Source organism: Brevibacillus fluminis (genome assembly GCF_052072235.1).
Lineage (GTDB): Bacteria > Bacillota > Bacilli > Brevibacillales > Brevibacillaceae > Brevibacillus_D > Brevibacillus_D fluminis_A.
The window spans coordinates 2844635-2868345 of sequence record NZ_CM125436.1 but is presented as its reverse complement, the minus strand read 5'-3'; the positions used below and the strand labels follow the sequence as shown (position 1 = coordinate 2868345).

The 23711-nt window shown below is 52.5% G+C and carries 25 protein-coding genes; 10 read left to right on the top strand and 15 right to left on the bottom strand.

Translation table 11 applies throughout. The features are described 5' to 3' along the window. Positions 1-5: 5 nt before the first annotated feature. Positions 6-920, bottom strand: a complete 915-nt coding sequence (gene pfkB / locus ACTID9_RS14240) for a 1-phosphofructokinase (RefSeq protein ID WP_441072198.1) — start codon at positions 918-920, stop codon at positions 6-8. Continuing rightward, the gene (locus ACTID9_RS14235; RefSeq protein ID WP_441072196.1) at positions 917-1669 is read right to left on the bottom strand and encodes a DeoR/GlpR family DNA-binding transcription regulator; all 753 of its coding nucleotides are present in this window, start codon (positions 1667-1669) and stop codon (positions 917-919) included. The genes pfkB and ACTID9_RS14235 overlap by 4 nt, the downstream gene beginning before the upstream one ends. 203 nt (positions 1670-1872) lie before the next feature. Here ACTID9_RS14235 and ACTID9_RS14230 point away from each other — a divergent pair, with 203 nt between their 5' ends. Further along, entirely contained in the window at positions 1873-2310 is a 438-nt protein-coding gene (locus ACTID9_RS14230; protein WP_441072194.1) for a DoxX family protein, read from the top strand. A gap of 35 nt (positions 2311-2345) precedes the next feature. Here ACTID9_RS14230 and ACTID9_RS14225 read toward each other — a convergent pair whose 3' ends face one another. From ACTID9_RS14225 to ACTID9_RS14205, 5 genes are all read right to left on the bottom strand, one after another. Beyond that, positions 2346-3551 (bottom strand): D-alanyl-D-alanine carboxypeptidase family protein, encoded by a 1206-nt coding sequence (locus ACTID9_RS14225; protein ID WP_441072192.1) that lies wholly within the window; start codon positions 3549-3551, stop codon positions 2346-2348. A 9-nt stretch (positions 3552-3560) separates the two neighbouring features. Next, the gene (locus ACTID9_RS14220) at positions 3561-4379 is read right to left on the bottom strand and encodes a GTP pyrophosphokinase (RefSeq protein ID WP_441072190.1); all 819 of its coding nucleotides are present in this window, start codon (positions 4377-4379) and stop codon (positions 3561-3563) included. Positions 4380-4493: 114 nt separating this feature from the next. Then, on the bottom strand, positions 4494-5369 hold the full coding sequence (locus ACTID9_RS14215) for a M23 family metallopeptidase (protein ID WP_441072188.1): 876 nt from the start codon (positions 5367-5369) through the stop codon (positions 4494-4496). A gap of 180 nt (positions 5370-5549) precedes the next feature. Beyond that, on the bottom strand, positions 5550-5825 hold the full coding sequence (locus ACTID9_RS14210; protein WP_441072186.1) for a hypothetical protein: 276 nt from the start codon (positions 5823-5825) through the stop codon (positions 5550-5552). Between the two features lie 26 nt (positions 5826-5851). Further along, on the bottom strand, positions 5852-5938 hold the full coding sequence (locus ACTID9_RS14205) for a YjcZ family sporulation protein (RefSeq protein WP_441072596.1): 87 nt from the start codon (positions 5936-5938) through the stop codon (positions 5852-5854). Between the two features lie 209 nt (positions 5939-6147). Here ACTID9_RS14205 and ACTID9_RS14200 point away from each other — a divergent pair, with 209 nt between their 5' ends. From ACTID9_RS14200 to ACTID9_RS14190, 3 genes are all read left to right on the top strand, one after another. Continuing rightward, on the top strand, positions 6148-6537 hold the full coding sequence (locus ACTID9_RS14200) for a hypothetical protein (protein ID WP_441072185.1): 390 nt from the start codon (positions 6148-6150) through the stop codon (positions 6535-6537). Between the two features lie 128 nt (positions 6538-6665). Then, positions 6666-7349: a response regulator transcription factor gene (locus ACTID9_RS14195; protein ID WP_441072183.1), complete on the top strand. Its 684-nt coding sequence runs from the start codon at positions 6666-6668 to the stop codon at positions 7347-7349. After that, positions 7346-8443 carry a sensor histidine kinase gene (locus ACTID9_RS14190; RefSeq protein WP_441072181.1) on the top strand — a complete coding sequence of 366 codons (1098 nt, stop codon included), beginning with the start codon at positions 7346-7348 and terminating at the stop codon, positions 8441-8443. The genes ACTID9_RS14195 and ACTID9_RS14190 overlap by 4 nt, the downstream gene beginning before the upstream one ends. A 98-nt stretch (positions 8444-8541) precedes the next feature. Here ACTID9_RS14190 and ACTID9_RS14185 read toward each other — a convergent pair whose 3' ends face one another. Next, positions 8542-8739, bottom strand: a complete 198-nt coding sequence (locus ACTID9_RS14185; protein ID WP_441072179.1) for a small, acid-soluble spore protein, alpha/beta type — start codon at positions 8737-8739, stop codon at positions 8542-8544. A gap of 234 nt (positions 8740-8973) precedes the next feature. Between ACTID9_RS14185 and ACTID9_RS14180 the strand changes: the two genes are divergently transcribed. Then, a complete protein-coding gene (locus ACTID9_RS14180) occupies positions 8974-9846 on the top strand; it encodes a 5'-3' exonuclease (protein WP_441072177.1) in 873 nt (290 codons plus the stop codon). Between the two features lie 44 nt (positions 9847-9890). Here ACTID9_RS14180 and ACTID9_RS14175 read toward each other — a convergent pair whose 3' ends face one another. The 3 genes from ACTID9_RS14175 to ACTID9_RS14165 are packed head-to-tail and all read right to left on the bottom strand — an operon-like array spanning position 9891 to position 14089. Continuing rightward, on the bottom strand, positions 9891-11042 hold the full coding sequence (locus ACTID9_RS14175) for a glycosyltransferase (RefSeq protein ID WP_441072175.1): 1152 nt from the start codon (positions 11040-11042) through the stop codon (positions 9891-9893). Continuing rightward, positions 11039-12769: a hypothetical protein gene (locus ACTID9_RS14170; protein ID WP_441072173.1), complete on the bottom strand. Its 1731-nt coding sequence runs from the start codon at positions 12767-12769 to the stop codon at positions 11039-11041. The genes ACTID9_RS14175 and ACTID9_RS14170 overlap by 4 nt, the downstream gene beginning before the upstream one ends. 15 nt (positions 12770-12784) lie before the next feature. Then, positions 12785-14089, bottom strand: coding sequence for an AAA family ATPase (locus ACTID9_RS14165; RefSeq protein WP_441072171.1), 1305 nt, complete (start codon positions 14087-14089; stop codon positions 12785-12787). A gap of 151 nt (positions 14090-14240) precedes the next feature. Between ACTID9_RS14165 and ACTID9_RS14160 the strand changes: the two genes are divergently transcribed. Then, positions 14241-15638 carry a hypothetical protein gene (locus ACTID9_RS14160; protein WP_441072169.1) on the top strand — a complete coding sequence of 466 codons (1398 nt, stop codon included), beginning with the start codon at positions 14241-14243 and terminating at the stop codon, positions 15636-15638. A gap of 70 nt (positions 15639-15708) precedes the next feature. Here the strand turns inward: ACTID9_RS14160 and ACTID9_RS14155 are convergent, their stop codons facing one another. The 3 genes from ACTID9_RS14155 to ACTID9_RS14145 all read right to left on the bottom strand — a co-directional run bounded on the left by ACTID9_RS14155 (position 15709) and on the right by ACTID9_RS14145 (position 17812). Beyond that, complete coding sequence (locus ACTID9_RS14155; protein ID WP_441072167.1) at positions 15709-15888, bottom strand: DUF4025 domain-containing protein; 180 nt, start codon at positions 15886-15888, stop codon at positions 15709-15711. Between the two features lie 199 nt (positions 15889-16087). Next, on the bottom strand, positions 16088-17491 hold the full coding sequence (amrA, locus tag ACTID9_RS14150; RefSeq protein WP_441072165.1) for an AmmeMemoRadiSam system protein A: 1404 nt from the start codon (positions 17489-17491) through the stop codon (positions 16088-16090). 165 nt (positions 17492-17656) lie between these two features. After that, positions 17657-17812, bottom strand: coding sequence for a hypothetical protein (locus tag ACTID9_RS14145; RefSeq protein ID WP_441072163.1), 156 nt, complete (start codon positions 17810-17812; stop codon positions 17657-17659). 193 nt (positions 17813-18005) lie between these two features. On the opposite strand from ACTID9_RS14145, the gene ACTID9_RS14140 reads away from it, so the two are divergent. The 3 genes from ACTID9_RS14140 (at position 18006) to ACTID9_RS14130 (ending at position 22065) form a co-directional block, all read left to right on the top strand. After that, positions 18006-19805 carry an LTA synthase family protein gene (locus ACTID9_RS14140; protein ID WP_441072161.1) on the top strand — a complete coding sequence of 600 codons (1800 nt, stop codon included), beginning with the start codon at positions 18006-18008 and terminating at the stop codon, positions 19803-19805. A 191-nt stretch (positions 19806-19996) separates the two neighbouring features. After that, positions 19997-21280, top strand: coding sequence for an MFS transporter (locus tag ACTID9_RS14135; protein ID WP_441072159.1), 1284 nt, complete (start codon positions 19997-19999; stop codon positions 21278-21280). Positions 21281-21408: 128 nt separating this feature from the next. Then, positions 21409-22065 (top strand): GNAT family N-acetyltransferase, encoded by a 657-nt coding sequence (locus tag ACTID9_RS14130; RefSeq protein ID WP_441072157.1) that lies wholly within the window; start codon positions 21409-21411, stop codon positions 22063-22065. A 55-nt stretch (positions 22066-22120) separates the two neighbouring features. On the opposite strand, the gene ACTID9_RS14125 is transcribed toward ACTID9_RS14130, so the two are convergent. Beyond that, the gene (locus tag ACTID9_RS14125) at positions 22121-23038 is read right to left on the bottom strand and encodes an NAD(P)/FAD-dependent oxidoreductase (protein WP_441072594.1); all 918 of its coding nucleotides are present in this window, start codon (positions 23036-23038) and stop codon (positions 22121-22123) included. Positions 23039-23223: 185 nt separating this feature from the next. On the opposite strand from ACTID9_RS14125, the gene ACTID9_RS14120 reads away from it, so the two are divergent. Further along, positions 23224-23589 carry an HsmA family protein gene (locus ACTID9_RS14120; protein WP_441072156.1) on the top strand — a complete coding sequence of 122 codons (366 nt, stop codon included), beginning with the start codon at positions 23224-23226 and terminating at the stop codon, positions 23587-23589. The last annotated feature ends 122 nt before the right edge of the window (positions 23590-23711 follow it).

Here is a 23711-nt window from a genome sequence, read left to right as displayed (position 1 = left end):
CCCTCTCACTTCAAACGAGTGATTCTGATCTCTGGCAAATAAGCGGCGATTTTTTCGCGGGTGCAAAACCCTTCGGATAACGCGGTCGCACTCCCTGCCGCAACGGCAAGTCGGAACGCTTCCTGCTCATCCATCCCTTGCGTATGCGCGTACAAAAAGCCGGCGACCATGGAGTCTCCCGCTCCGATCGAATTGACCGGTTTTTGCTGCGGAATCGTCGCGGCGTACGCGGCGTCTTTGCTGACGAACACGGCACCTTTTGACGCCATGGAGACGATGACGTGACGCGCGCCTGACGCAAGCGCTCGCTGACCGTACAGGCACGCTTCCTCTGCGGTCGCAATCGTGACACCGTACAGCTCTCCTAATTCATGATGATTCGGCTTGATCAAAAATGGCTGTTCCGCAAGGCCGCTTCGCAGCGCATCGCCTTTGGCGTCGAGCATCACACGGACGCCTTTGTCCCGCAGACGCTTCATGATCTGCTGGTAAATGTCAGCAGGAACACTGTGGGGAACGCTCCCTGCCAGCACCAGATAATCCGCAGCTGAAAGCTCATCAAGCTGATCGAGCAGCCGCTGCAGGGCAGCCGCTGGAATTTCCGGAGAGACGCCGCTGATGTCGGTTTCCGTGTTGGCCTTCATCTTGATGTTGATCCGCGAGTTTTGCTCGATGGCGATGAACCGATGGGCAATACCCGCCTGCTCCACCTGCTGCTGGATAAACGCACCGGAAAAACCGCCGACAAAGCCTAATGCCGTGCTGTCTGCTCCAAGAGCTTTGAGAACTTTGGAAACGTTGATGCCTTTTCCCCCTGCATCCGTCCGTTCTTTCTGCGCTTCGTGAATCGTTCCTTCCGCAAAGGACGGAACCCACACATGGTAGTCTATCGAAGGATTCAAGGTTACTGTGTAAATCATGCTTTCACCACTTTTACTTGGGTTACCCGGTTGTATTCGCGTTCGGTCTCCTCGCCGATGCCATCGTCGGTAATGAGCGTGATCCCGCGCAAATCCGCCACTTTGGCAAAGGTGACACGGCCAAATTTGTCCGCATCCGCAAGCACATACCGTTCGTCGGACAGCTCCAGAGCGAGCTGCTTCACATACGCTTCATCCGGGTCCGGCGTCGTCAGCCCGTGGACGGTGTCGATCCCGTTCATGCCGAGAAAGCATTTGTCGAATCGGAACTGACTGATCGTTTTGATCGCCTCGCGTCCAACCAACGATAATGTAGCCGCTTTCAATTCGCCACCGAGCAGAATCGTTTTGATGTTGCGCTTGATCAGCTGCAGCGCCAGTTCCGGCCCGTTTGTCACGACCACGATGCTGGCAGGAAGATGCGGAAGCATGTGAAACGTCGTCGTGCCCGCATCGATGTAAATGGAGTCTCTTTCGCCGACCAGACTGGCCGCATAGCTGGCTATCGCTACTTTTTCCTTCTCATGCTTGACCGCCTTTTCGAGCACGGTCGGTTCTTCCAGTTTATTTCGGATCAGTGAAGCGCCGCCATGGATGCGCTTTAGCAGCCGTTGCTCCTCCAGCTCGCTCAAATCGCGACGGATCGTCGAGTCGGATGCGCCTGTCAGCTCCACCAATTCATGCAGATGAACCGTTTCCTTTTCCTTCAGCAAGGTCAAGATTAATTGATGCCGTTCAGGGGTTAGCATAATACCCTCCTTTGCAAACCGGTTGTGGTTTTGATTATAGCGCATTAATCATTCATAAACAATCACAAACTTTCAAATACAGTCAGATTTTCATTCAAATTCAGTCATTCAAATCGTTTCGTTCATTCAAAACCTTTCATCGTTTACGAACCGACCAGCGGTTTGTATAATAAAAAGACTGAACTTAATCAGGAGGTATGCAAATGGCACCTTTTCTCGCGCTCATCGTCTCGTTTCTCGTTTTTCGCCTGCTCGGCTTCCTCGGCTGGGCGTATGTGGCGGATTGGCAAGGTGCATTGCGTTTAGCCGTGGCGATTATGTTTTTGCTTACTGCATCCGCTCATTGGGGCAAACGCCGTCCCGACCTCGTCCGCATGGTCCCGCCTGTTTTTCCGCAAGCGGACATGTTGGTCACCTTGACTGGCTGGCTCGAAATCCTCGGTGCGCTGACCATCGTCTTCCCGGGCACAGCTCGCTATGCGTCCATCGGGCTTGCGATTTTGCTGCTTCTGCTTTTCCCCGCCAATGTATACGCTGCACAAAAAAAGCTCACCCTCGGGGGCAAGCCGGTAACTCCTTTAGGATTACGAACCATTTTGCAGGTTGTCTTTTTGGCTGCGGTTGTACTTGCAGGGATGTAAATCCACGCTCTACGCCCAAGCAAAAAAAAGCAGGCCTACCAGTCGGCACGCCTGCGCATCGTTTGCTCATAAGCTGCTCTTCGCTTCCGCATCGTGCGTCGCACCGCATAGGCGAGCATGAACACGTTCAAAAACAGCCACGCGAAAAACAGTAAAATATGCGGGATTGTATGGGCCGCCTTTGCCGTCAGCTGGGCGGCTTGTTCTTTCTCTTTTTGTCGCTCCGCTTGCGCTGCCAAAAGCTCCCGTTCGCTCGGTTCACGCGAGAAGTAGTATTCTTCTCCGGTGGAAACCTGCACCTCGAACATGCTTGTCCCTTTCATTTGGCGGTGGATGACAGCGCCGATTGGAACGGTGAGGAACAAATCTTTGTTGGCATAGGCATCGCCTTTTGCGCTGACCTGCTTCGTTTCATAATGGGCAAAGCCGTAGTCGAGCATCGTGGTGACATCCTTGTAGGTCGCCGCGCTTGTATCCGCCATCATCGTGACGGCAATCAGTTCGGTATTGCCTCGTTTCGCCGATGCTACGAGTGTGCTGTGCGCCTGATCGGTAAATCCGTTTTTGATCCCTGTGGCGCCTTCATAGTTCGTGAGCATTTTGTTGTGGTTGACGATGACCGTTTTCCATTCGGCCCCATCCCATTTCAATCGTTTGGTACCGACGATTTTCCGGAAGATGGGGTTTTTCATCGCATATTGGGCAATCTTGGCCATGTCGGCTGCCGTCGTGTAGTGATTGTCATCATGCAGTCCATGGGGATTGGTAAAATTCGTATGTTGCACACCTGTTTTTTCTTTTATATAAGCGGTCAGCTTTTCGCCGAAATGCTCGGTGCTGCCTTCCATATGTTCCGCGATCGCAATCGCGGCATCATTCCCGGAGTTCATCAACAGACCGTACTCCAGTTTTTCCAAGGGAACTTTTTCTCCCTCTGCCAGGTAGACACGCGTTCCTTCTACCTCGCGGGCTTTTTTCGAAACCGTAACAATATCGCTCGGATTCCCGTTTTCGATGGCATAGATGCCTGTGGCGATTTTGGTGATGCTGGCGGGGAAATGGCGGTCGTCCGGATTTTTCGCGTACAGGACCGTACCGGTCGTACCGTCGATCAGGATCGCCGATCTCCCGTTGATCATCTCGTCGTTTAGATGGACATCCTCAGCAGCTTGGGTATGCAGCTGCGGGAGGCACAGGGTCAAGAATGCACCTAGAAGCAAATATCGTCGCAGTTTCTTCATTCGTTGGTTTTATCCTCCAAAACGTTTTCCAAGCAGGTCTGATATCATTTTAAATTTGGGATTGTCCTGAAACGCGCTTTCAAACCCGCTGACATGCTCCCGGTACAGCACGCCCGCCGATTCGTAATCTTGTTTGACATAAAGCGAAAAGATCTCCTCCAGGCGCTCCTCAAGGGAGTTATCGAGCGGAGCGGGCGTCAAAATTTCCTGCCGGAGGCTATTCATCAGCACATCGAGCTGATTCGTGATCGTCGACGCTTCATTCAACTGCTGCAAAACGTCCTGCGGAATGTTTCCCGCGTACTTGTAACGCAGCTCATGCTCATTGGTCGCCCAAAAATTCATTCCGAGCGTGCGAATCTGAATCTCGCAAAACAGCGTTCGTTTGACACTGCCATGATAGACGGTATACGAGCAAATCATATGGATGCTGCGATAACCTGAATCCTTTGGATGGGACAGGTAATCCTTGATGTCATGAACGGTAATATCCTCGCGCTCCAGCAGCAGCTGCTGAACCTCCAGCACATCATCGATGTACCGGCAGACCACCCGCAGGCCGGCAATATCCGTAATTTCCTTATCGAGCCGTTCTGCCCACGTATCCTGGGTAAAATCGATTTCTTTTTCGGCTGCCTTCTTCAATAGGCTGTCCAATTTTTTGACGCGCCCCACCACAAATTCAATCGGCGAATAGCGCCCGCTCTTCTGAAATCCGTACTTGATGCCCTTGAGCTTCAATTTCAGTTCGTCCACCGCTTGTTCGTACGGTGCCATGAAGGTAATCAGTTGGTTTAGAACCTTTTTGGGAACTGTGTTTTTACTCATTGCAAAAAACCTCCGTTAAGCACACGAACTCTTGTATTATATAGAAATCTTTGTTCCCAGTTCAACACGGAGGGATGATTTTCCTGCCAGATGAAAAAGAAAACGCTTACACAGTTATTTCCAGTCAAACGGATTCGCCTGGAAAAATGGGTTCGGATTGATGAAGGTGTTGCCGATGAGCATCGCATAATGGAGGTGCGGCCCTGTGGAGAATCCGGTCGTTCCCACTTTTCCGATCACCTGTCCTTTTGTAACGATTTGCCCGGCTTTCACGTCGAGCTTGGACATATGCCCATACGAGGAGAAGACGTTGAGGCCATGATCGATCATGACGGTATAGCCGGTCAAATACAAGTATTCGGCGAGCACCACTTTTCCGTTTTGGCTGGCCGCTACCGGCGTTCCCTCTTTATTCGCGATGTCGATGGCCAAGTGGCGGCTTGCGATCTTGCCGTTCACGACACGCTGATAGCCGTACGGCGTGCTGAGCCGACCTTGCACGGGCAGCTGGAACTTGTCGGTAAAATACGGCGCGGCAGCTGATTGGGAGCGCGCCTTGTTGATTCGCTTCTGATCGGCTTCGATGCGCTTCGTATTTTGCTGCATCCCTTCCATCTGCTTGCTCACGGTGATGACGTCTTGGGCGAACGCTTTTTTTTGAATCGTGAAAACAGCTTTGGCCTTTTTGTCAGCCGTCACGACGCTATAAGTCGCCGGCTTGGCATCGATGGGAATCGGGATAAAGCGGACGAAGCGATCACCCGATTTTTGCAGCGAATACGTTTTGTTCATGACAACGACGGAGCCGGCCTGCTTCCCTGTCACGAGCAAAACATCTCCCGGCCCGATCGTCGACGGCTGGACGTGAATCGCCGGCGCAGTTGCAGCCGGAGAAACCGCAGGCAGCTGTGCCGCATTGGTGCTGCCAAGGCTTCCCGCCGCCAAAGCCAGGCTTGTACAAAAAGCAAACATCGCATTGCGCATCTTCATGTTTTTACCACCTCCTCCCTATTGTAACAAATCGGATATACGTTGGAGAACAGCACATCAACACATCCATCGCAAAATCGGCTCCGCCAGATCGATTGACGGAGCCTTCACCGCTCCACTGCCGCTGCGCGACTTGAGGAACGCTTATCACGCCTGAGCAGGAGGCAGCATCCCGCCCCCTTAATCCGGCTTTTTCCCCTTTTGCTTTTGCTCCGCTACCATCATTTCCATGATCGTCTGGACATCGTTTAGCATGCTGCTCGCGCGTTTGGATTGTTCCGTGATGTTCGCCAGGTTTAATGCCTTGATTCTGCTTTCCTGCTTCCATTTTTTATAAAAATCTTTCGTTTTTCCGGGGTCCATCCGCACCTCGATCGCCCTCATGCTGTCTTTTAACAGCCAGGACTTGAATTCCGGAGTGAGGCGCAACAATCGTTTCAAGTCTCTTCTGCGCATTCGGCGAATCTCCCTTCAAAAGATGATCAGCAAATCGCTGCCAGCACGATGACAAGCAGGATGAACAGTACAAGCACCAGGATAAATTGATCATTATTGGTTCCGCATGACATTGACTCACACCCCCCTGTTCGCGATCACACTATACCATATGACTAGTCCGCGAATGTGCTTGTGCGTTCGCACACCTGCACAAAGAAGGGCGGAAAAAACGGGCGTTCTTTACCTGCACTTCATAAATTTTCATTTTTTCTTCATTGCCGTTACAGTTTTCTCCTTTATAAATGATGATGTAGAAACAATATGAATAGGAGAGATTCACATGAATAAAAAAATCGCCCTGCTCTGTTCCGTAGCGCTTGGTACTTCTTTGATGGCAGCGCCAGCTTTCGCTGCTGAAAAAGAAAAAGAAGCGGCGCCAGCTTTCAGCATCCTGGTTAACAGCACCGACGTAACGACTGCTGCAACAACAACCGCGCCTTCGACTACGACGACCGTTGACAATACAACAACTGCCCCTGCTGCGACAAATACAACGACAGATACCAAAACGGATGCAAATACAGCCAGCGAAACAACGACGGCAACTACAACAACTACGATTCCAAACAACATTACCGTGACCGATCCAACGACTAGCGTAGGACCAACGAATGTACAGGATGCTTGGCTTCTTGTTCCTGCTTACGAAAAAGACAGCGACCGCGACTAATGTGTAACCCAAAAAGGAACCCTCTCTCAACAGCGGGTTCCTTTTTTTGGTTTGGGAAGAAAGAACCTGGGATTACAAAACCGCCGGGAAGCCGCTATAATAAAACCATTGAGATTGGAGGATATGAAATGGTAGGTACCAAAATCCTGATCGCTGACGATGATCACGATATCGTTGGCCTGATTGCTGAAAGTTTGGAAGATGAAGGCTTTCAAACCGTTGCCGCCTACAATGGACTAGAAGCGCTGGAAAAAGCAACTGACCCTTCCCTGTCGCTCATCCTCTTGGATATTATGATGCCGGGGATGGATGGTCTGGAAGTTTGCCGTAAAATTCGCAATGTCGTGTCGATTCCGATTTTGTTTCTCACGGCCAAGGATCGGGAACTCGACCGGATCATCGGACTCGAAATCGGCGCTGATGATTACATATCCAAGCCGTTTAGCGTCAATGAACTGATCGCGCGCATCAAGGCGCACCTGCGGCGCGAAAACCGCCATATCGCCGGAAACCGGCTCATGACGATATCCAACTTGACCATCAATAAAGATACGTTCGAAGTGTTTAAAAACGGGGAAAAGGTTGAGCTGTCGACAAAAGAATTCCAAATCCTCGTCTATTTGGCAGAAAACCGCAACCGCGTCCTAAGCCGCGAGCAAATCTACAACGCCATTTGGGGCGAAGCGTTTTACGGCGACATCAACACCGTAACGGCGCATATCAAAAACTTGCGGGCCAAGATCGACAAGGAAAACGAGCTGATCAAGACCGTTTGGGGCATGGGCTACAAATTCATCGAGGTACAAGCATGAAACTAAAAGCAAAAGGAAAGCTGATTCTCACCGTTTTCCTCGTGTTGTTCGCCTGCTTTACCATCCTGCTTGGTTACTACCGGTTTTTTTACTTGCACCATGTCGCACAGGAGCTTAACAACCTGATCCAGCAAGGCACCCCTGTCACACGCGAGCAAATCAGTTCATTGAAAACGGAAAACGAAATGCTTTTCTTGTCCGGCGTCATTCTCGGTTCGGCGCTCTTGATCTTTTTGTTTTTTGTCTGGCGGCTGTTGCTCAATCCTCTTCTCTTTTTAAACCGAAATTTGAAGTATGGGAAAATCAAGGAATGGAATGCGATACCGCCGAACAAGCGCCGAGACGAATGGGACGAAATTTACCAGCAAGTCAAAGAGATGAATTACCGGCTGGAAGATACGAACCGGATCAAAACGCAAATGCTGTCCGCCGTTTCCCACGATTTGCGCACCCCGCTCACCTCGATTTGCGGATACATGGAGCGACTGATCGATGGAAAAGTCAAATCAGAGGAAAAGAAAGCGGAATATTACCACATTATTTACAAGAAAGCGAAAGTGATCGAAAAGCTCGTCTCCGATTACACCGAATATTTGAAGCATGAGGACAATCTCGTCTTCAACCGGGAAAAGGTGCACCTCAAACGCTTTCTGGAATCGATTTTGGAGGAATATAAGGAAGACTTTCACTTTGTCAATTCGACGCTGCGGATCACGTGCGAGGTGAAAGATGACTTTACGCTGCCGCTGAATGAAAATCTGATGCGCCGCGTGTTTTCCAATCTGCTGGGGAACGCGTTGGAGCATAATGACCGGCCGATCGTCGTCAGTTGCACCTGCTATACCAACCGCGACTATGTCACGATTCATCTGGAAGACAACGGCAAAGGCGTCCCCCCGGAAGATTTGGCACGGATTTTTGATAAATTTTATTGTGTCGACAAAGCTCGTTCGAACGAGCGCCGCGGCAGTGGTCTTGGACTGACCATCTGCAAACGGATTGTCGAGCTGCATGATGGGAAAATCGAAGCGTACCGCGCTCCTTACGGCGGGCTTGGCTTCACCATCCAGCTCAAGCGACCTGCGGCCAAATAAGCCTGCACAAAGCATGCATGAAGGAAAGGGTCCCCTGTGGGACCCTTTCGCATCCAGATATGCAATTGAGGTTGCCTATCCGTTAACGGTCGAAACCGTTAGCGAGACAGTTGTTGCTCAGCAAAGCTTACCAGACGCTTGGTGATCTCTCCACCAACAGATCCGTTTTGACGGGATGTGGTGTCTGGACCGAGTTGTACGCCGAACTCAGATGCGATCTCGTACTTCAGTTGGTCCAAAGCTTGGTTTGCTTGAGGAACTAACAGATTGTTGCTACCACCATTGTTGTTAGCCATTATGTTATGCCTCCTTAAGCGTTTTCTCCCGGGACGGGCTTGCACCGTCCAGCTATCGCTTTCCTCAACCGGAACCGGGAGTCGATGTGAAGGTGTGGCGGGTGGTTCGTGTTACTATGATGCCTCTTATGCGCCGATCCATTCATCCATTTGCTCTTGTAAAATCTGTCAGTGGATGCGATGTGGTATAATGGACAAGACTGTTTGGCGAATAAAGGAGAGTGAATGAGTTTCATGGCTGATCGATTCCTGATGATAGATGGAATGAGCTTCTTGTTCCGTGCTTATTATGCCTCATCCTGGGGCGGCAGTATCCGGCAGACCTCATCGGGTCTTTATACCAACGCTGTGTATGGCTTTACGAAAATGATGCTCGATTACGTGGATTTGGTGAAACCGACGCATGTGGTCGCTGCATGGGATGTCGCTTCCCGTGAGACGCTGCTGCGCACCCAGTGGTATGACGGCTACAAATCCAACCGTGTGGAGCCTCCGCTTGAGCTGATTCCGCAGTTTGATCTCGTGAAAGATGTGACCGCTGCGTTCGCGGTGCCCAATATCGGCTTGCCTGGCTATGAAGGCGACGATATTTTGGGGACGCTGAGCACGCGGATTGCGGACGCCGGTCATGAGGTGGTCATCGCCTCCGGAGATTATGACAGCTTGCAGCTCGTCTCAGACAAGGTGCACGTCAAAATTCTCAAAAACGGTGGCAAACATGAGCACTACACGCCGGAAAACATGCTTGAGCTGCGCGGGATCCACCCGCACCAGGTCGTCGATTTCAAAGCCTTGCAAGGCGATGCGTCCGACTGCATCCCGGGCTGCCCGGGAATCGGCGAAAAAACGGCGATCAAGCTGATCAGCGAGCATGGCAGTCTGGCGGGTATTTACGAAAATCTGGCAGCGCTCACGCCAAAAATGCGCGCCAAGCTCGAAGAGCACCGCGAGCAAGTCTTTATCAGCCAAAAGCTGGCGACCATTTTGCGCGATGTGCCTGTCGAGCTTGATCACGATGAGGCACGCTGGCAGTACGATGAAAACACTGCGATTGCCAAATGCGAGGAGCTTGAATTCGGCCCGACCTTGATCCGCCGTGTCGGCTAGCAAGAAGATAAAAAAAGAAGCCCTGGAGACCGAAGTCTTCCGGGCTATTTTTGTTTGAGCCACTCGAGTGGATACAAGGTGCCGCGCCACATGATCCCGCCCCGCCGCCACGTCAGCCACGCTGCGCGAGCCAACGCGTACAGCAAAAGCGGCACGGTGATGGGAAACAGCGCATAATAGCCGACCATCCGCCAGTTCATCCGTCCGTGCAAGCAGAAGGAAAGGCATGAGGCGATGAGCATCGCCGCGTAAATCGCACGCCCCCACCCTTCCGCCATCACAATCCCGATAAAAGGCAGCAAATATAACGCGCAGAGCGGCAACAAGCCTGTCATGAGCACCGGGATGCGGTACTCAAAGGGGGCAAGCGTGTTTTTTTCCAACCCGCGCATCATCTCGCGGATCGACGGATACCATTCCACTTCAAGCAGGTGTTCGGCGAACGCGAAGTCTTGCCGATAGCCGCTCTGCTTGATCAGGCGGCCCAGCTTGAGATCGTCGTCGGGCCGCATGCGGATCGGCTTGTGACCGCCTACAGCTTGATAGACCGATTTTTTCAGCAGATTGAACGCCCCCACCCCCATATGCGCGCGGGAACGGGAAGATTTGGCATACTGCGGGCGAAAGAAGAGCATCAGATTGAACATAAATAAAAAGACAAGCCCTTGCAAGAATACGCCATTTGCTTTCATCAACGGGGCTGCAGCCAAATGGTCAAGCCGCTGACAGACCGCATGCTTCATGGCGATTTTTAGCGCGAGCGGATGAAACACGACATCCGCGTCGGTAAACAAAAGCCATTCCCCGGTCGCTTTCGCCGCCCCTTTTGCCAGCGCATGATTTTTGCCCAGCCATCCGGGAGGCAGGTCGGTGATTTCCATGATGGTGAGCGTCGGATGGTCGCGAGCTGTCTCTTTCATCACGGCGCCGGTCTGATCTGTGGAGCGGTCGTTGATCGCGATGATTTCCAGATGAGGGTAATCAATAGCGAGCAACGAGCGCAAGCCCGCGGCTATCGTTCGTTCTTCATTGCAGGCCGTCACGATAATGGAAACGCGCGGCCAGCCTCCCGCCGGCGCTTCGATCAGCCGACGATCTGCAGGCAGCGAAAGCCGCGTCATCCGCAGCAATCCCGGCAGCCCGATGGCAATCAGGCCGAGCCAAATGACAAGAAAAAGGATGCCGAGCAAGTTCACGGTTTCACCTGCCGCCTGTCCGACTCAAACACATCGAGGAGCAAGCCGGTATTCTCTTCCGCGTCCGTCTCCCATGTCGTTGCAAATCGGACGCGGTGCGAAACGCCCAGTATGTCATATGTTTGGACCAGATGCTGCCGGGCGGAGCCGACGATCAGGCTGTGCAGCTTGACCTGCTTCGTTTTGCCCAACTCCGCAAGCATCGTCTGCACATAGGGCGAAACCGTCCCGATTCCATCGGTAACCATGACAAAATCGGCACCCTGAAACTGCTTGTTCTCCTGCACGATTTCAATGCCCCGTTTGAGCGGCGCATCAAAATGCGTTCCGCCGCCAAACGCCATTTGGCTGATCTGGTAAAAGGCCGGCCAGTTTGGTCTGCGATGATACAGCGGCTGCTCAAGCAGCTCCCCTTTCGTCCCGAACAACAGCAGGACAAAATCGCGCTTTTCCATCAGACTGATCGCCGCAAACGTCATCACAAAAATTTGCGCCAGCCGCAGCTTGCCTCCGCGCATGGAGTGGGATGTGTCGAGCATGCAGATGACCGGGCCTTTTGGCGGTTCCTCGACCCAACCTTGCGTATCGTACGTCAGCAGCTTTTGCTCCACCCATTTGAGTAAAAAGTAATTCTCCAGATCCGGATCAGCGAGCAGCACCGCTTCGCTTGGCAGCAAATGGGCGATGTCTCCGGACTGGCGCAGATTGTCGTATTCCTCCGGCACAGCGCGGGCGCGGATTTCTTTGCGCCGGATGCGAAAATGCTGTACATTGCGCCCCACCTCTTCCAAAAAGCGAAGCAGGTCGGGATGCCGTTTGAGCTTTTCTACCCACCGTAAATATTGCTCGTGCGTCTGCCTGCGCAGCTTGCCCAAATCGCTGCCCCACCGGCGGTTGGCAAAACGCTGGCTTGCTTCCAGCAGCTCATGCAAAAAACGGCTTTCCTCTTCTTCCGTGCCAAGCGTTTGTTTCAGCGAGTTTTCCAGCCATTGCCCAAGCTCCTCTTCGTACGCCTCAATCGTCATTTTCTCCTGGCGCACCAGCCGCTCTCGCTGTTTTTCCCGCTGTGACAGCTCTTCTTCCGTTTTTTTCAGCTTTTGCATCAGCTTGTTGCGCTTGTTGAAATCGCGGGCCATTTCCTGCTGCAGGTTCTCGATCCGCTCTTTGAGAGCACGAATTTCGGCCTCCACCAATGGGCGGCTGTCGCTCGCTTCCTGTTTTTCTTCCACCACTCGTTTGCCCTGCTGCAGCGTATAGCCGACCAGCTGAAGCTGGGCGAGCTGCTTTTGCGTGAGTCGTTCCACCAGCGATGTCGCCGGTTCTTCGCCCTGCTGGCCTTTTTTCTGGGACAGCCCTTGCATGAACGGGCTTTGCTCCCCCTCGCGCTTTTTTACTTCCGCAGCAAAGCTCTCCACCAGCCACATCAAGGCTTTCAGCGCGGTTTTGAACGCGGCGCTCACCTGATTGATCGTCCGGGGGTGGATCGTCAAATAAAAATATTGCTTCCGCAACGTCCGCAGCATCCATTTGTGAAACGGCGGCGCTTCTTTTGTCTCGTCGACTTCAGGCTCCGCCAAATAAAAGCAGAGGAAAAAATCAGCGAACAGCTCGGTATCAAACCAGGGGGCCCGCAGCTTGGCTTCCGCCATCCACTCATGCGCCGTCTGCGATGAAAAAAGGTAGGCGTCAAACACATAGCGGTCCACCCGTGTCGATCGAATCATCATAAGACTCCCACCTGACTACAGCGTATAATCGTACTCGGCGCCCGCAATATCCCGGTCGAAGACGGTCCGGTACAACCCTTGCAAAATTTGCAGCAGACGCTCCCCTTCAATCCGCAGATGAGCGTATTTCACCGTATATTTTTCCGGCTGGTAGATCAGGTAATTTTTTTCGCGGATAAAGGCGACCAAATCTTTTTCCGTTTGCTGCCAGCCGATGAGTTTCGCCTTCAGGCTGCGTGCCGCCTCTTCTACCTCGGTGCGGCATGTTTCGAGCATCAGGCGAAATTGCTCCGCTTGCTCTTTGCCCATTTTGGCGCCGACCTCTTTTTTAAACTGAAACGCGTGCAGGTCGCTTTCCTTGTCGAGCCATTTTTGCGCCAGCTGCTCATAATGGCGGAGCGGCAGCTCGCTCTGGGTTTCCGTTTTCAGCAGTTCCGTAAAGCGCTTTTCAAACAACTGGCGCAGCACAGGCAAATCCTCCGGTACGTCCCACAAAAGATGCGGCGTATAGACCGTATCCCAAACGGTCACCGTGTCGCGTCCATTGATTGCAGCCGATGTCCGCCAGACATGGCCGATCTTGCTCCAGCGGCGGTCGGAGAGGACGAATTCCCGCTCCTCCATATCCTGTTTGAGCTGGTACAGGAAATAAACCAGCGTCTCCGGCACGGTCACCTGCTTGGCTGCAGCTTGCACATCTTTGACATCATAAAGCGAGAACAGCGCAGGCAGCGGCTCGGTCGGCAGGTTAAACATCGATTCGTAGCTCGATGCCGTATTCAAATAGCTGACTTCATAGCGGATCAGGAAACGATCGTACAAGGCGGCCAACTGCTCGTTTTCGTCAGGCAGCTCATTGGATGCGGCGATGAGAAACAAGAGCGGCACCTGTTCTTTTTCTCTGCCGTTGAAATAGACGCGCTCGTTCAATATGGATAAAAGCGCATTGAGAATCGCGCTGTTTGCTTTGAAAATCTCGTCAAGAAATGCGAATTGCGCGGCGGGCAAGTAGCCTGCCGTCTTGCGCACATACTGGTCCTGCTTCAATTGTTGCAAGGAGACCGGACCGAAAATCTCGTCGGGGGTGGTAAAGCGCGTCAGCAAATAGTCGAACCAATGCGCAGAACCGAACAAATCCGAAATCGCGCGGGCAAGCTGTGACTTTGCCGTGCCCGGCGGACCGATCAGCAAAGCGTTTTCGCCGCTCAAAATGCCCAGGAACAAGAGCCGGATCAATTCGCTCCGTTCCAGGAAGCGGCGCTCCAACTGGTGAATGGCGCTTTCGATATTGCGTTGCAGCTGTGTCGTTTTTGGCTTCATCTCGTTCTTCTCCTCCACCATCGTAAATATTGTTATAGTGACATATCCGGGGGCAAAAAGCTAGTCGCCGGGCTTTCACCCACAGGTTCTTCCATGCATATCCTGCTTAGTGACAAACCAGATTTACACGTTATGCAAAGGAGGGATTGGGATGGGTGTTGAGTTATATGTTCTCCACTGGGTTTACGTGCTGTTCGTCCTCCTGATTATCGGGATGATGATCATGAAACGGGATACCAGCCTCGTCTGCATCATCGGGATTGCCGTGCTCGGCTTGACGGCAACCGGCTCGATTTCGACCTCGATCGGCGGGATTTTCGGCAGCTTTATATACGCCATCACTGAACTTTTACCTACTATCCTGGTCATCTGCATCATCGTCGCGATGAGCCAGGTCTTAACCGAAACCGGCATCAACGAATCGATGATCCGTCCGATGACCGCGCTGATCCGCAACCCGGCACTCGCCTATTGGGTGATCGGGATCGTCATGATGGTCATCTCCTGGTTTTTCTGGCCATCTCCAGCTGTAGCGCTCATCGGTGCCGTCATGCTGCCTGTCGCCCTGCGGGTCGGCCTGCCTGCGCTCGGTGTTGCGATGTCGATGAACTTGTTCGGGCACGGGATCGCGCTGTCCGGCGACTTCATCATTCAAGGCGCTCCGACCTTGACGGCAAAAGCTGCCGGCATACCGGTGACCGACGTCATCGAAGCAAGCGTCCCACTCGTCATCGTCATGGGCGTCGTGACGACCGTAACGGCATTTTGGCTCTTGTGGCGCGATTTGAAAAGCGGCAAACTGGTCGTCGAACAAGCAGCGGCTGTGGAGCAACCACGCAACAACAACCAAAAAAGAGTCGCGCTGCCGACCGGCATTCGCCGTACACTTTCGATTCTGGTGCCAGTTTTGTTTCTTCTCGACGTCCTCGCGATGTTCCTGTTTGACTTGAAAGGCGGCGATGCGACCGCGCTCGTCGGCGGTACGGCTCTCGTGATTTTGCTGATCGTCGCATTAGTTGCACACAAAGGGGCCGGTCTGGAGAAAACGACCGACTTTCTGATTCAAGGCTTCCAATTCGGGTTCAAAGTGTTTGGGCCGGTTATTCCCATTGCCGCGTTTTTCTATATGGGGGACAGCGGATTCGTCAAAGTTTTCGGTGAAGTGCTGCCACAAGGCTCACAAGGCATCGTCAACGATTTGGGCATCGCGCTCGCGCATACGATCCCGCTTTCCAAAGAAGTAGCAGCCGTCACGCTCACCGCTGTCGGCGTCATCACCGGCCTGGATGGGTCCGGCTTTTCCGGCATCACTTTGGCTGGCTCGATCGCCCAACTGTTCTCCCACGCACTTGGGACCGGCATCGCCACCCTCACGGCTTTGGGGCAAATCGCCGCCATTTGGGTCGGCGGCGGCACCATCATCCCGTGGGCGCTCATTCCTGCGGCCGCCATTTGCGGTGTCGATCCGTTTGAACTTGCCCGCCGCAACCTGTATCCGGTCGTCGTAGGTTTGGTGATTACGACCATTGTCGCGATGTTTTTGATTTGAGTTTTCTCGATGTAAATATTTTGTTTATATAGAAAAACCCCCTCTTTTCCAAAAGGAGGGGGTTTTGCGGTTACTGTTCTTCCTCTGATTCCTCTAAGGCTTGGTCAATCGTGCCTTCATTGTACACATCGCTGATTTGCTCCTGCGTGACTTCCTGCAAACCCAACGACGGCTGTGTGCCGCCCCAATCCATCAGCATATAGTCGGACTGCACGGTATCCTTCTGTTTGTGCTCTTGTTCATTCGCCATCTCATCTGCCTCCTTTAGTGGGGAATCTTCCCTGTAGTTTGGGGAAAGGAGGTGTTTTTTATGTGTAGCATCTGCCATATTTGCACAATGTGTCGATAAACGGAACCAAATTTGTCACATCTTCGATTAAACAAATGCTTAATTTTGTCGATCGCCGATGTCGCAATTTGGCAGAGAACCCCCCGCCTCGTCGCTCGAACTATTCATAACGTTGTACCCGAAACCGAAACAATCGTACATGTTCCTGCTCGGGATGAATGCCCGCTTTTTCTTTTGCGTAATACAGCTGCTCCTCGACCGTATGAATCCCTTCCAAATTCGGCAAAAGCAGTCCGCTTCTTTGGCCATCCGACACTATCACCCCATAGACGCTTGGATCAAGCTCGGTTATGTCTTTCACTTCCTCTTCCGGTTCCAGCACATCGACGCTATAGGTGAGCTGGGACAACTCGTCCGCTTCGACCGGAAAAAACCGGTCATCCTCTGAACAAGCTGCGATGGCGTTGCGAATGATCTCATCGGCGAGATGGTCTGCCGTCGGACGAATTGTCCCGATGCAGCCGCGCAGTTTGCCGTTTTGCTTGATGGACACAAAACAGCCGGCTTGCTGCTCGAATTCTGGCGGTACGGAGACAAGCTGGATGATCCGTTCTTCTCGCACGTACGTTTCAACAGCCATCCGGGCAATCCGAACCTGTTCCGATTCACGCGCTCGTACGCGGGCGATCGTTTCCTCCCGGTATGCACTCATGCTTGGTAGCAGCGAAGGGGCTGATTGATGCCGGGGCTGCAAAGTCGCTACCGTATACCCAACACCAAAGGGAGCTTCATAGGACAGTACGGAACCGTTGAGCGCGTCCGTATCAAAAGCCCCGATCAGCAAAAACAGCGAGCCGAGGGTGTCTTCCGCAGCTCGTTCCAAAAAGCCAGGTGTCAACGCAAAAAGGCTCATCCAGTCCTCGTGCGAAAGTGCTTTTTGGAGGGCGGCATCAAACATCTTGCCTTCCTCGGTTGCTCCTGCCGGCGACTGGTCATCAAGCGCATGCGAGTTATCGCCGCTCGCGATGATCACCGCCTTGCGCCCAAGCAGCTCAACCGCTTTTTGTACGCACATCCCCGCTTGGTACACCCGTTCAAGCGGGAGAAATCCGGGGGCCAGCAGCACAATTTTTCCTGCATACCCGGCCTCCTGCAGATAATGCAAAGGAACGATTGCCCCATAATCCAACTCGTGATGAATCTGGAATTTGCGTTTCAGGCGATCTTCCAACAGGATGAGCGGGACTCCCGCCCGTTTCCCTTGCGCTGCGATGGATGCCGCAAGCGGCCGATCGTTTAGCGTATGATACGACGCATCGACACCGAATGGTTTCAAGTCACCACGCAAATCGTCACCGTCCATGATCACGATGGCATCCTCAAACATGGGGCCATGCGGCGAAACGATGATCACGACATCGGGACTGGCTTTGACAATCTCTGCACACGTTTGTCGCATGGCAACCTGCGTGTGCTGCACATGTGACATTTCTTCTTTGCCAATCGATGGGATCATGAGGGGCGGGTGAGGCATTAATGTTCCAAACTCGATTGAAGGCGGCATGGCTTCTCCTCCCGTACAGCGAACGTCTGCTTTTAGTATCGTTTTCTGGCGAGCGAAAGATTTCAAGACGATGGATGAAATTTTCTTCCACCTTTCATACGAAACAGGTGGAAAAGGAGGAGCGGCAATGAAAAAACCGCTCGGAGAATGAGCGGCTTTTTCCTGTTACGAATGGCTGCTGTCGTCTGCCACAACCTCTGTGTTATTGGACCATCCCCAGCTTTCTACCGCTGCTTCATTTTCACCCGCTTCTTCCTTGCGAGCGTGTTGTGCCGCTTTAACTGATGGGACGCTAGCTTCCGTGCCGATCTCTTTGTCCATGTCCCTCACCTTTCTTTCGCTATGCTGATTGATTGCCCTCGCTACGTCGATTACTGTGCCCTCACAACCAAAAGAAATACGCAGTCGCATCTTGCCTTGCACTCGCTTGTCCGTCGGGAGAATCGAGACATGCAAGTGAGGGGAACCTATGCACGTCGAGCCTGGCCAAAGGCAGCAGCAAGGAGGTGTTGGCTTGTTTTTTGTTCTCACAGCTGTTTCGCTTTTGCTTAAAAGCATTATGTTTTACGGCTTTGTTTTTGATCCCGTGCACACATCATTCCATTGGCTCACGGCCTTTCGCGCGGTGAAGCCCCAATTGCTACTATACTCCTCCTTTATACTGTTTTTGCTCTCTTTTGCCTTTTTGTGCAAACGAACGCTGCGGTTCTGGTATCTCATTGGTGTAAACGCACTGGTTTCGCTGTTTTTCCTGATCGATTTGTGGTATGTCCGAGCGTTTCAGACGCTCCCTTCGCTCCATCAGCTCAGCCAATTGGGGAATTTGAGCAATTTATGGGGAAGCATTCTCCTATTGGTCCGGCGGATTGATGTGCTGTTCGTCGCGGATCTCATCGCTTTTGGACTTTTGGCTTGGGGGCTTTGGAGGGCGTATCGCACAACGCCTGTTCGGTGGCGGCTGTTTTGTTTCATAGCCGTTCCCACTCTGCTTGTTTTGCTGTACGTCCCGATCGGGTACAAGCTCCTCGGCAAAAAAGACGAGAAGGCGCTTTTTCAATTGTATGATCCGCTGATCAGCTGCTATAATCTCTCGCCCATCGGGTATCATGTCCTGGATAGCTGGCTGTTCGTAAAAGAAGGCAGGTCGCTCAAGCTAACACAGCAGCGGCGGCAGGAAATTCGGGAATGGTACGACCGCCATTATGAAACGCTGCCTGACAACCCGTACAAAGCGGCAGCTCGCAATCAAAATCTGATTGTCATTCAAGTGGAAAGTCTGGAGAATTTCGTGCTCAACCGCAGCATCGCCGGGCAGGAAATCACCCCGACGCTGAACCGGCTGATTGCCAATGGATTGTATTTTCCGAACCTGTATGAGCAAGTCAATCAAGGAGCTACCTCAGATGCCGAATTCATGACAAATACGTCCATATATCCCATTCGCAAAGGAAGCACGTTTTTTCGCTATCCGGGGAATTTTTACAAATCGCTTCCCTATTTGCTGCGGCAGCATGGTTATACCAGTCTCGCGCTGCATGGCGACAAAGGGTCGTACTGGAATTGGGCACAAGCGTTACAGGCGATCGGCTTTGACCGAACGATCGACAGCAGCGTGCTCAAAAACGATGAGTCGATCGGGATGGGGCTGAGCGATGCGTCATTTTTTCGCCAAGCCGCGCACATCCTCTCTGGCACGCGCCCTCCTTTTTACGCCTTTCTTGTGACGCTGTCGAGTCATTCCCCTTACGATCTTCCCTCCAAATATCGGGGGTTGCGTCTGGACCAAGCATTGGATCGGACGGCGCTTGGCGGTTATTTGCAAAGCATTCATTACGCGGACGAACAGATCGGTCAATTTCTTGATCGACTTAAGCGTGAAGGCGTCCTTGCCAATACCATGGTCGCGATCTATGGCGATCATGAAGGCGTACATAAATACGTGAACGAGCAAACGCGTGATTACCCTGAGTTCGCAAACGGCAAGCGTATTCCCCTGATCATTAGCGGTTCCGGTGTGAAGCCTGCGACAATCGCGACCATCGGGGGGCAGGTTGACATTTTTCCTTCGCTTGCGTATTTATTGGGGATTGATGAGGAGGCGTATCGGGATTCGGCGATGGGACGAAATTTGTTGAAAACAAAAAGAAGCTATGCGTTCCTTGCTGATGGAACTTATATCGGGGAAGATTTAGATCGGGAAAAACAGATGCTCGGTACCACTACGCTGCGCATGGCGGATGAGATCATCAAGGGGGATTATTTTCGCACAGATCAAGAGCGAGCATGGGAAAAGAAGAACGTGCGAACGAAGTAATCGACCGGAATTCCCTTATTCAGTGAGGCATTCCGGTCTTTTGCTATTGCGGGGAGCACGCAAAAGTTTGCGGGTGGAAAGCGATTTATTGCGCGTTTGGCAGATCGTCCCCATCGTATGATGATGACATCCCGGTCAAGTCGGCACTTCCCACAACCTCATTCATTGAAAAAGAAAGGCGATGAACCAACATGCACCACTCGAGCCATGCTCACTCTCCGCATTCGGCACAAGCCGATCAGGCAAAAGAAGCTTCCCTGCGATCGTTTTTTGCCAACCGTTATGTCCAATCGATCCTGCTGTCGGCGGTATTCCTGCAATTCGGTGTCTGGGTCCGCAACTTTGCCATCCTGCTCTTCGTGACGGAGCAAACGAACAAAGATCCGGTCGCAATCTCCATGATCTCACTCGCCGAATTCGCACCGATTTTCATCTTCTCCTTCATCGGTGGAGCCTTTGCCGACCGCTGGCGGCCAAAGCGCACGATGGTGCTGTGCGATCTGCTCAGCGCGATTTCGGTATTTGGCGTACTCGCTGCGATGATGTATGGCGGATGGCAGGTGATCTTCTTCGCAACGCTGGTCTCCTCGATCTTGTCCCAATTCTCCCAGCCGGCCGGAATGAAGCTCTTTAAGCAGCATGTGCAAGAATCCCAGCTGCAGATGAGCATGTCCATGTATCAGACGATTCAGGCGATTTTCATGGTCCTTGGCCCGATGCTCGGAACGTTGATCTACTTCCGATTCGGTATCCAGGCCGCCATTGGCATCATGGGCATCTGCTTTTTGCTGTCCGCTGGTGTGCTTATGTTCCTGCCTGCGGACCAGAAAGAGGAGAAGGCGGCTCCCCGGCAGCTGACACAGGATTTGAAACTAGGTCTTTCCTATGTCATCGCGAACAAACTGTTTCTCTTCATGGGCGGATTTTCACTGGCTGCCGGTCTGGCCCTTGGCCTGATGAACCCGATGGCGATTTTCCTGGTTACTGAACATCTCAACATGTCGGCACAATCGCTTCAATGGTTCACAGCGGTCAACGGCGTTGGCATGATTATCGGCGGGATGATGGTGATGGGACTCTCACGCAAGATGACTCCTCAGACCATGCTGCTCGTCGGATTTTTTGCCAACAGCCTGGCGGTAGCGGTGATGGGCACGATTGACATCGTTTGGATGGTGATTGTCACCCAATTCCTGTCGGGTCTGATGGTGCCATTTATCCACGTTGCCTGCCAGACGATCATTCTGACCAGGGCGGAGGAAGCATTCGTCGGAAGGGTCAGCGGCATCATCAGCCCACTCTTTATCGGCGGAATGGTGGTAACCATGAGTTTAGTCGGCTCGCTGAAAGCCGTGCTGCCGCTCAGCGGCGTTTACCTCATGGCGGCCGGATTGTTCGTAATCGGAGCGCTTGCATCCATCCCGCTTTTCCTGCATCGGCACAGTCGCAATCACGCAACACCCGGGCGACAATAAGGAGCGTTCTCCAGCGCATGCGCTCAAACTGTACCTGTCAAAAGTCTCAAAATTGTATATTTTACAATAACAGATTTTCTCGTACCATGTGTCCATAACGAATGAATACAGACAAGGTTGTGATACCAATGCTTACGCCCATTACCATTCGCGGGAATCTCGTCTGCCTGGAACCCATGACAATGGACCATGTACAAGATCTTTGTGCCGCTGCTTCCGAGGACCGATCCACATACCTGTTGACAAAAGTGCCAGATGGCGTGGACGATACGAAACGTTATATTGAAAGTGCGCTGCTGGCCTATTCGCAAGGACACGAGCTGCCATTCGTCGTGCGACACCTCGAAACGGGACGTATCGTTGGCACGACACGCTTCCTCGATCTTGCCGTCTTTTCGTCACCGTCGTCTTGGCCACCAGGGGCTTCCATTGATCCGATTCCTTCTGATGCGACTCCGCCCACCGTAGCCGAAATTGGCAGCACATGGTACGCCGCCTCTGCTCAACGAACCGGCGTCAACACCGAGTGCAAGCTTTTACTGTTTACCCATGCGTTTGACAAATGGGGCTCGATTCGGGTCACCCTGAAAACGGACGCGCGAAACATCCGCTCCCGCACGGCGATCGAGCGGCTTGGCGCCAAGTTTGAGGGCATCCGCAGGGCGCATGTCCCCGCAAGCGATGGCGGTATTCGCGATTCGGCTTATTACTCCATCCTCGCCGCGGAATGGCCGTCCGTTCGCGAAAACTTGGAAAAAAAACGTGAGCAAGGACAGCGCATGTGAAAAACGACGAACCACAGCTCCTTAACCAGCTGTGGTTCGTCGTCTTCCCTGTTCATCATCCGTTTCGCTTCCACGCCTCCCAATTCAGCTCGTTGTTCATCGCCATGGCGGTAAACGCTCCTGCAGCAGCCGCGGAAATAGCCTGATACCGTCGCGAGGCAGCATCACCGGCACTATAGACGCCCGGAACGTTCGTCTTCCCGAATTCATCAACAACTACCATTCCCGCTTCCGTGACATGGCATCCGATCACTCTCGGCAAATCCGATCCCGTAACAAGCTTCGGTTTAAAAAAGATTCCCGTGCATGGAATGATCCTCCCGTCTTTCAGGACTACTCGCCGCACGATCCCGTCATTCGAGTCGATGGAGCGGATCGGCGCATCGAATACCGGGACACGATGCCGGCGAAGCTCCTCGCGCTGCGCCTTTGTCAGCTCATCAGGGCCATTCGTACAGATGGCAAAACGGTTGGTCCAACCGGCTAGCAAAGGAGCAAAGCGCATTGCCTCGGCACCGTTGATTATGACGACAAGCTGCCTGTCTCGTAATTCCCAGCCATCGCAATACGGGCACACGAATGCACTTTTCCCGTACACTTCCGCCAGCCCAGGAATGTTCAGCGGTCGCTCCTTCATTCCGACGGCAAACAACACCTTTTTGCTTTTTACCGTTCTTCCTTGCGCAGTTTCGCACTGAAACTGGCCGTTTGATCCTGCAATTGACACTACCTTATCCGTAACGAAAGACACGGAGGGATAGGCTCTGATTTCTTCCCTTGCAATTTTCCGAAATTCTCCCGGACTGATGCCGTCACGCGTAAGAAATCCATGGGCCTCACGAGTTACGGCGTTGCGGGGACGGCCATGATCGATCACCGCCACATGTTTCTTCGCCCTCCCCAGCATGAGGGCGGCGTTTAACCCTGCCGGACCTCCGCCAATAATCACCACATCGAGAAGCTTTTTTTCCATTGACACATGAAAACACCTCCGCAATATTTGATTCCTTCATTACTTTACAAATAATATGGCTATGGTGTCTGCTTGCGACATACATGGTACCTGCTGTCACACGATTATCATCTGTTGTTCATCTCATGTTCATCTTCCTTTTCTACACTGCTAAACGTAGTCAAATGGAAAGGGAGATGAATCACATGTTAGCTGTAGCCGTTATTTGTATCAATCTTGCGCTGATCGCGTATTCAATTGGAGTATGGAGCGAAAAACGATCGGGGCAGCTCAAGGCAAAACACCTCGTTTTCTTTGCGTTCGGGCTGTTGTTCGATACGATCGGGACCACCTGCATGAAATCGCTCGCAGAAGGCCCGGGCTTGAACCTGCACGGGATAACCGGCCTTGTCGCGCTGCTTCTGATGTTTTTCCACACGGTATGGGCATGTGTCGTTTTATTCAAAAAGCAAGAAAAGCAAATCAAGCAATTCCATAAATTCAGCCTGTTTGTGTGGAGCGTATGGCTGATTCCGTATTTCATCGGGGTTGCCTTAAGCTTTATCAAGTAAGAAACGGTACAACTCGGGTGAACACCGGCGTAGACATGATTGTCTGCGCTTTTTTTACGTGGTGACCAAATCAACTGCCCTGCCACGCAAAAAGAGCCGAATCATCCCGATCCAGCTCCGTT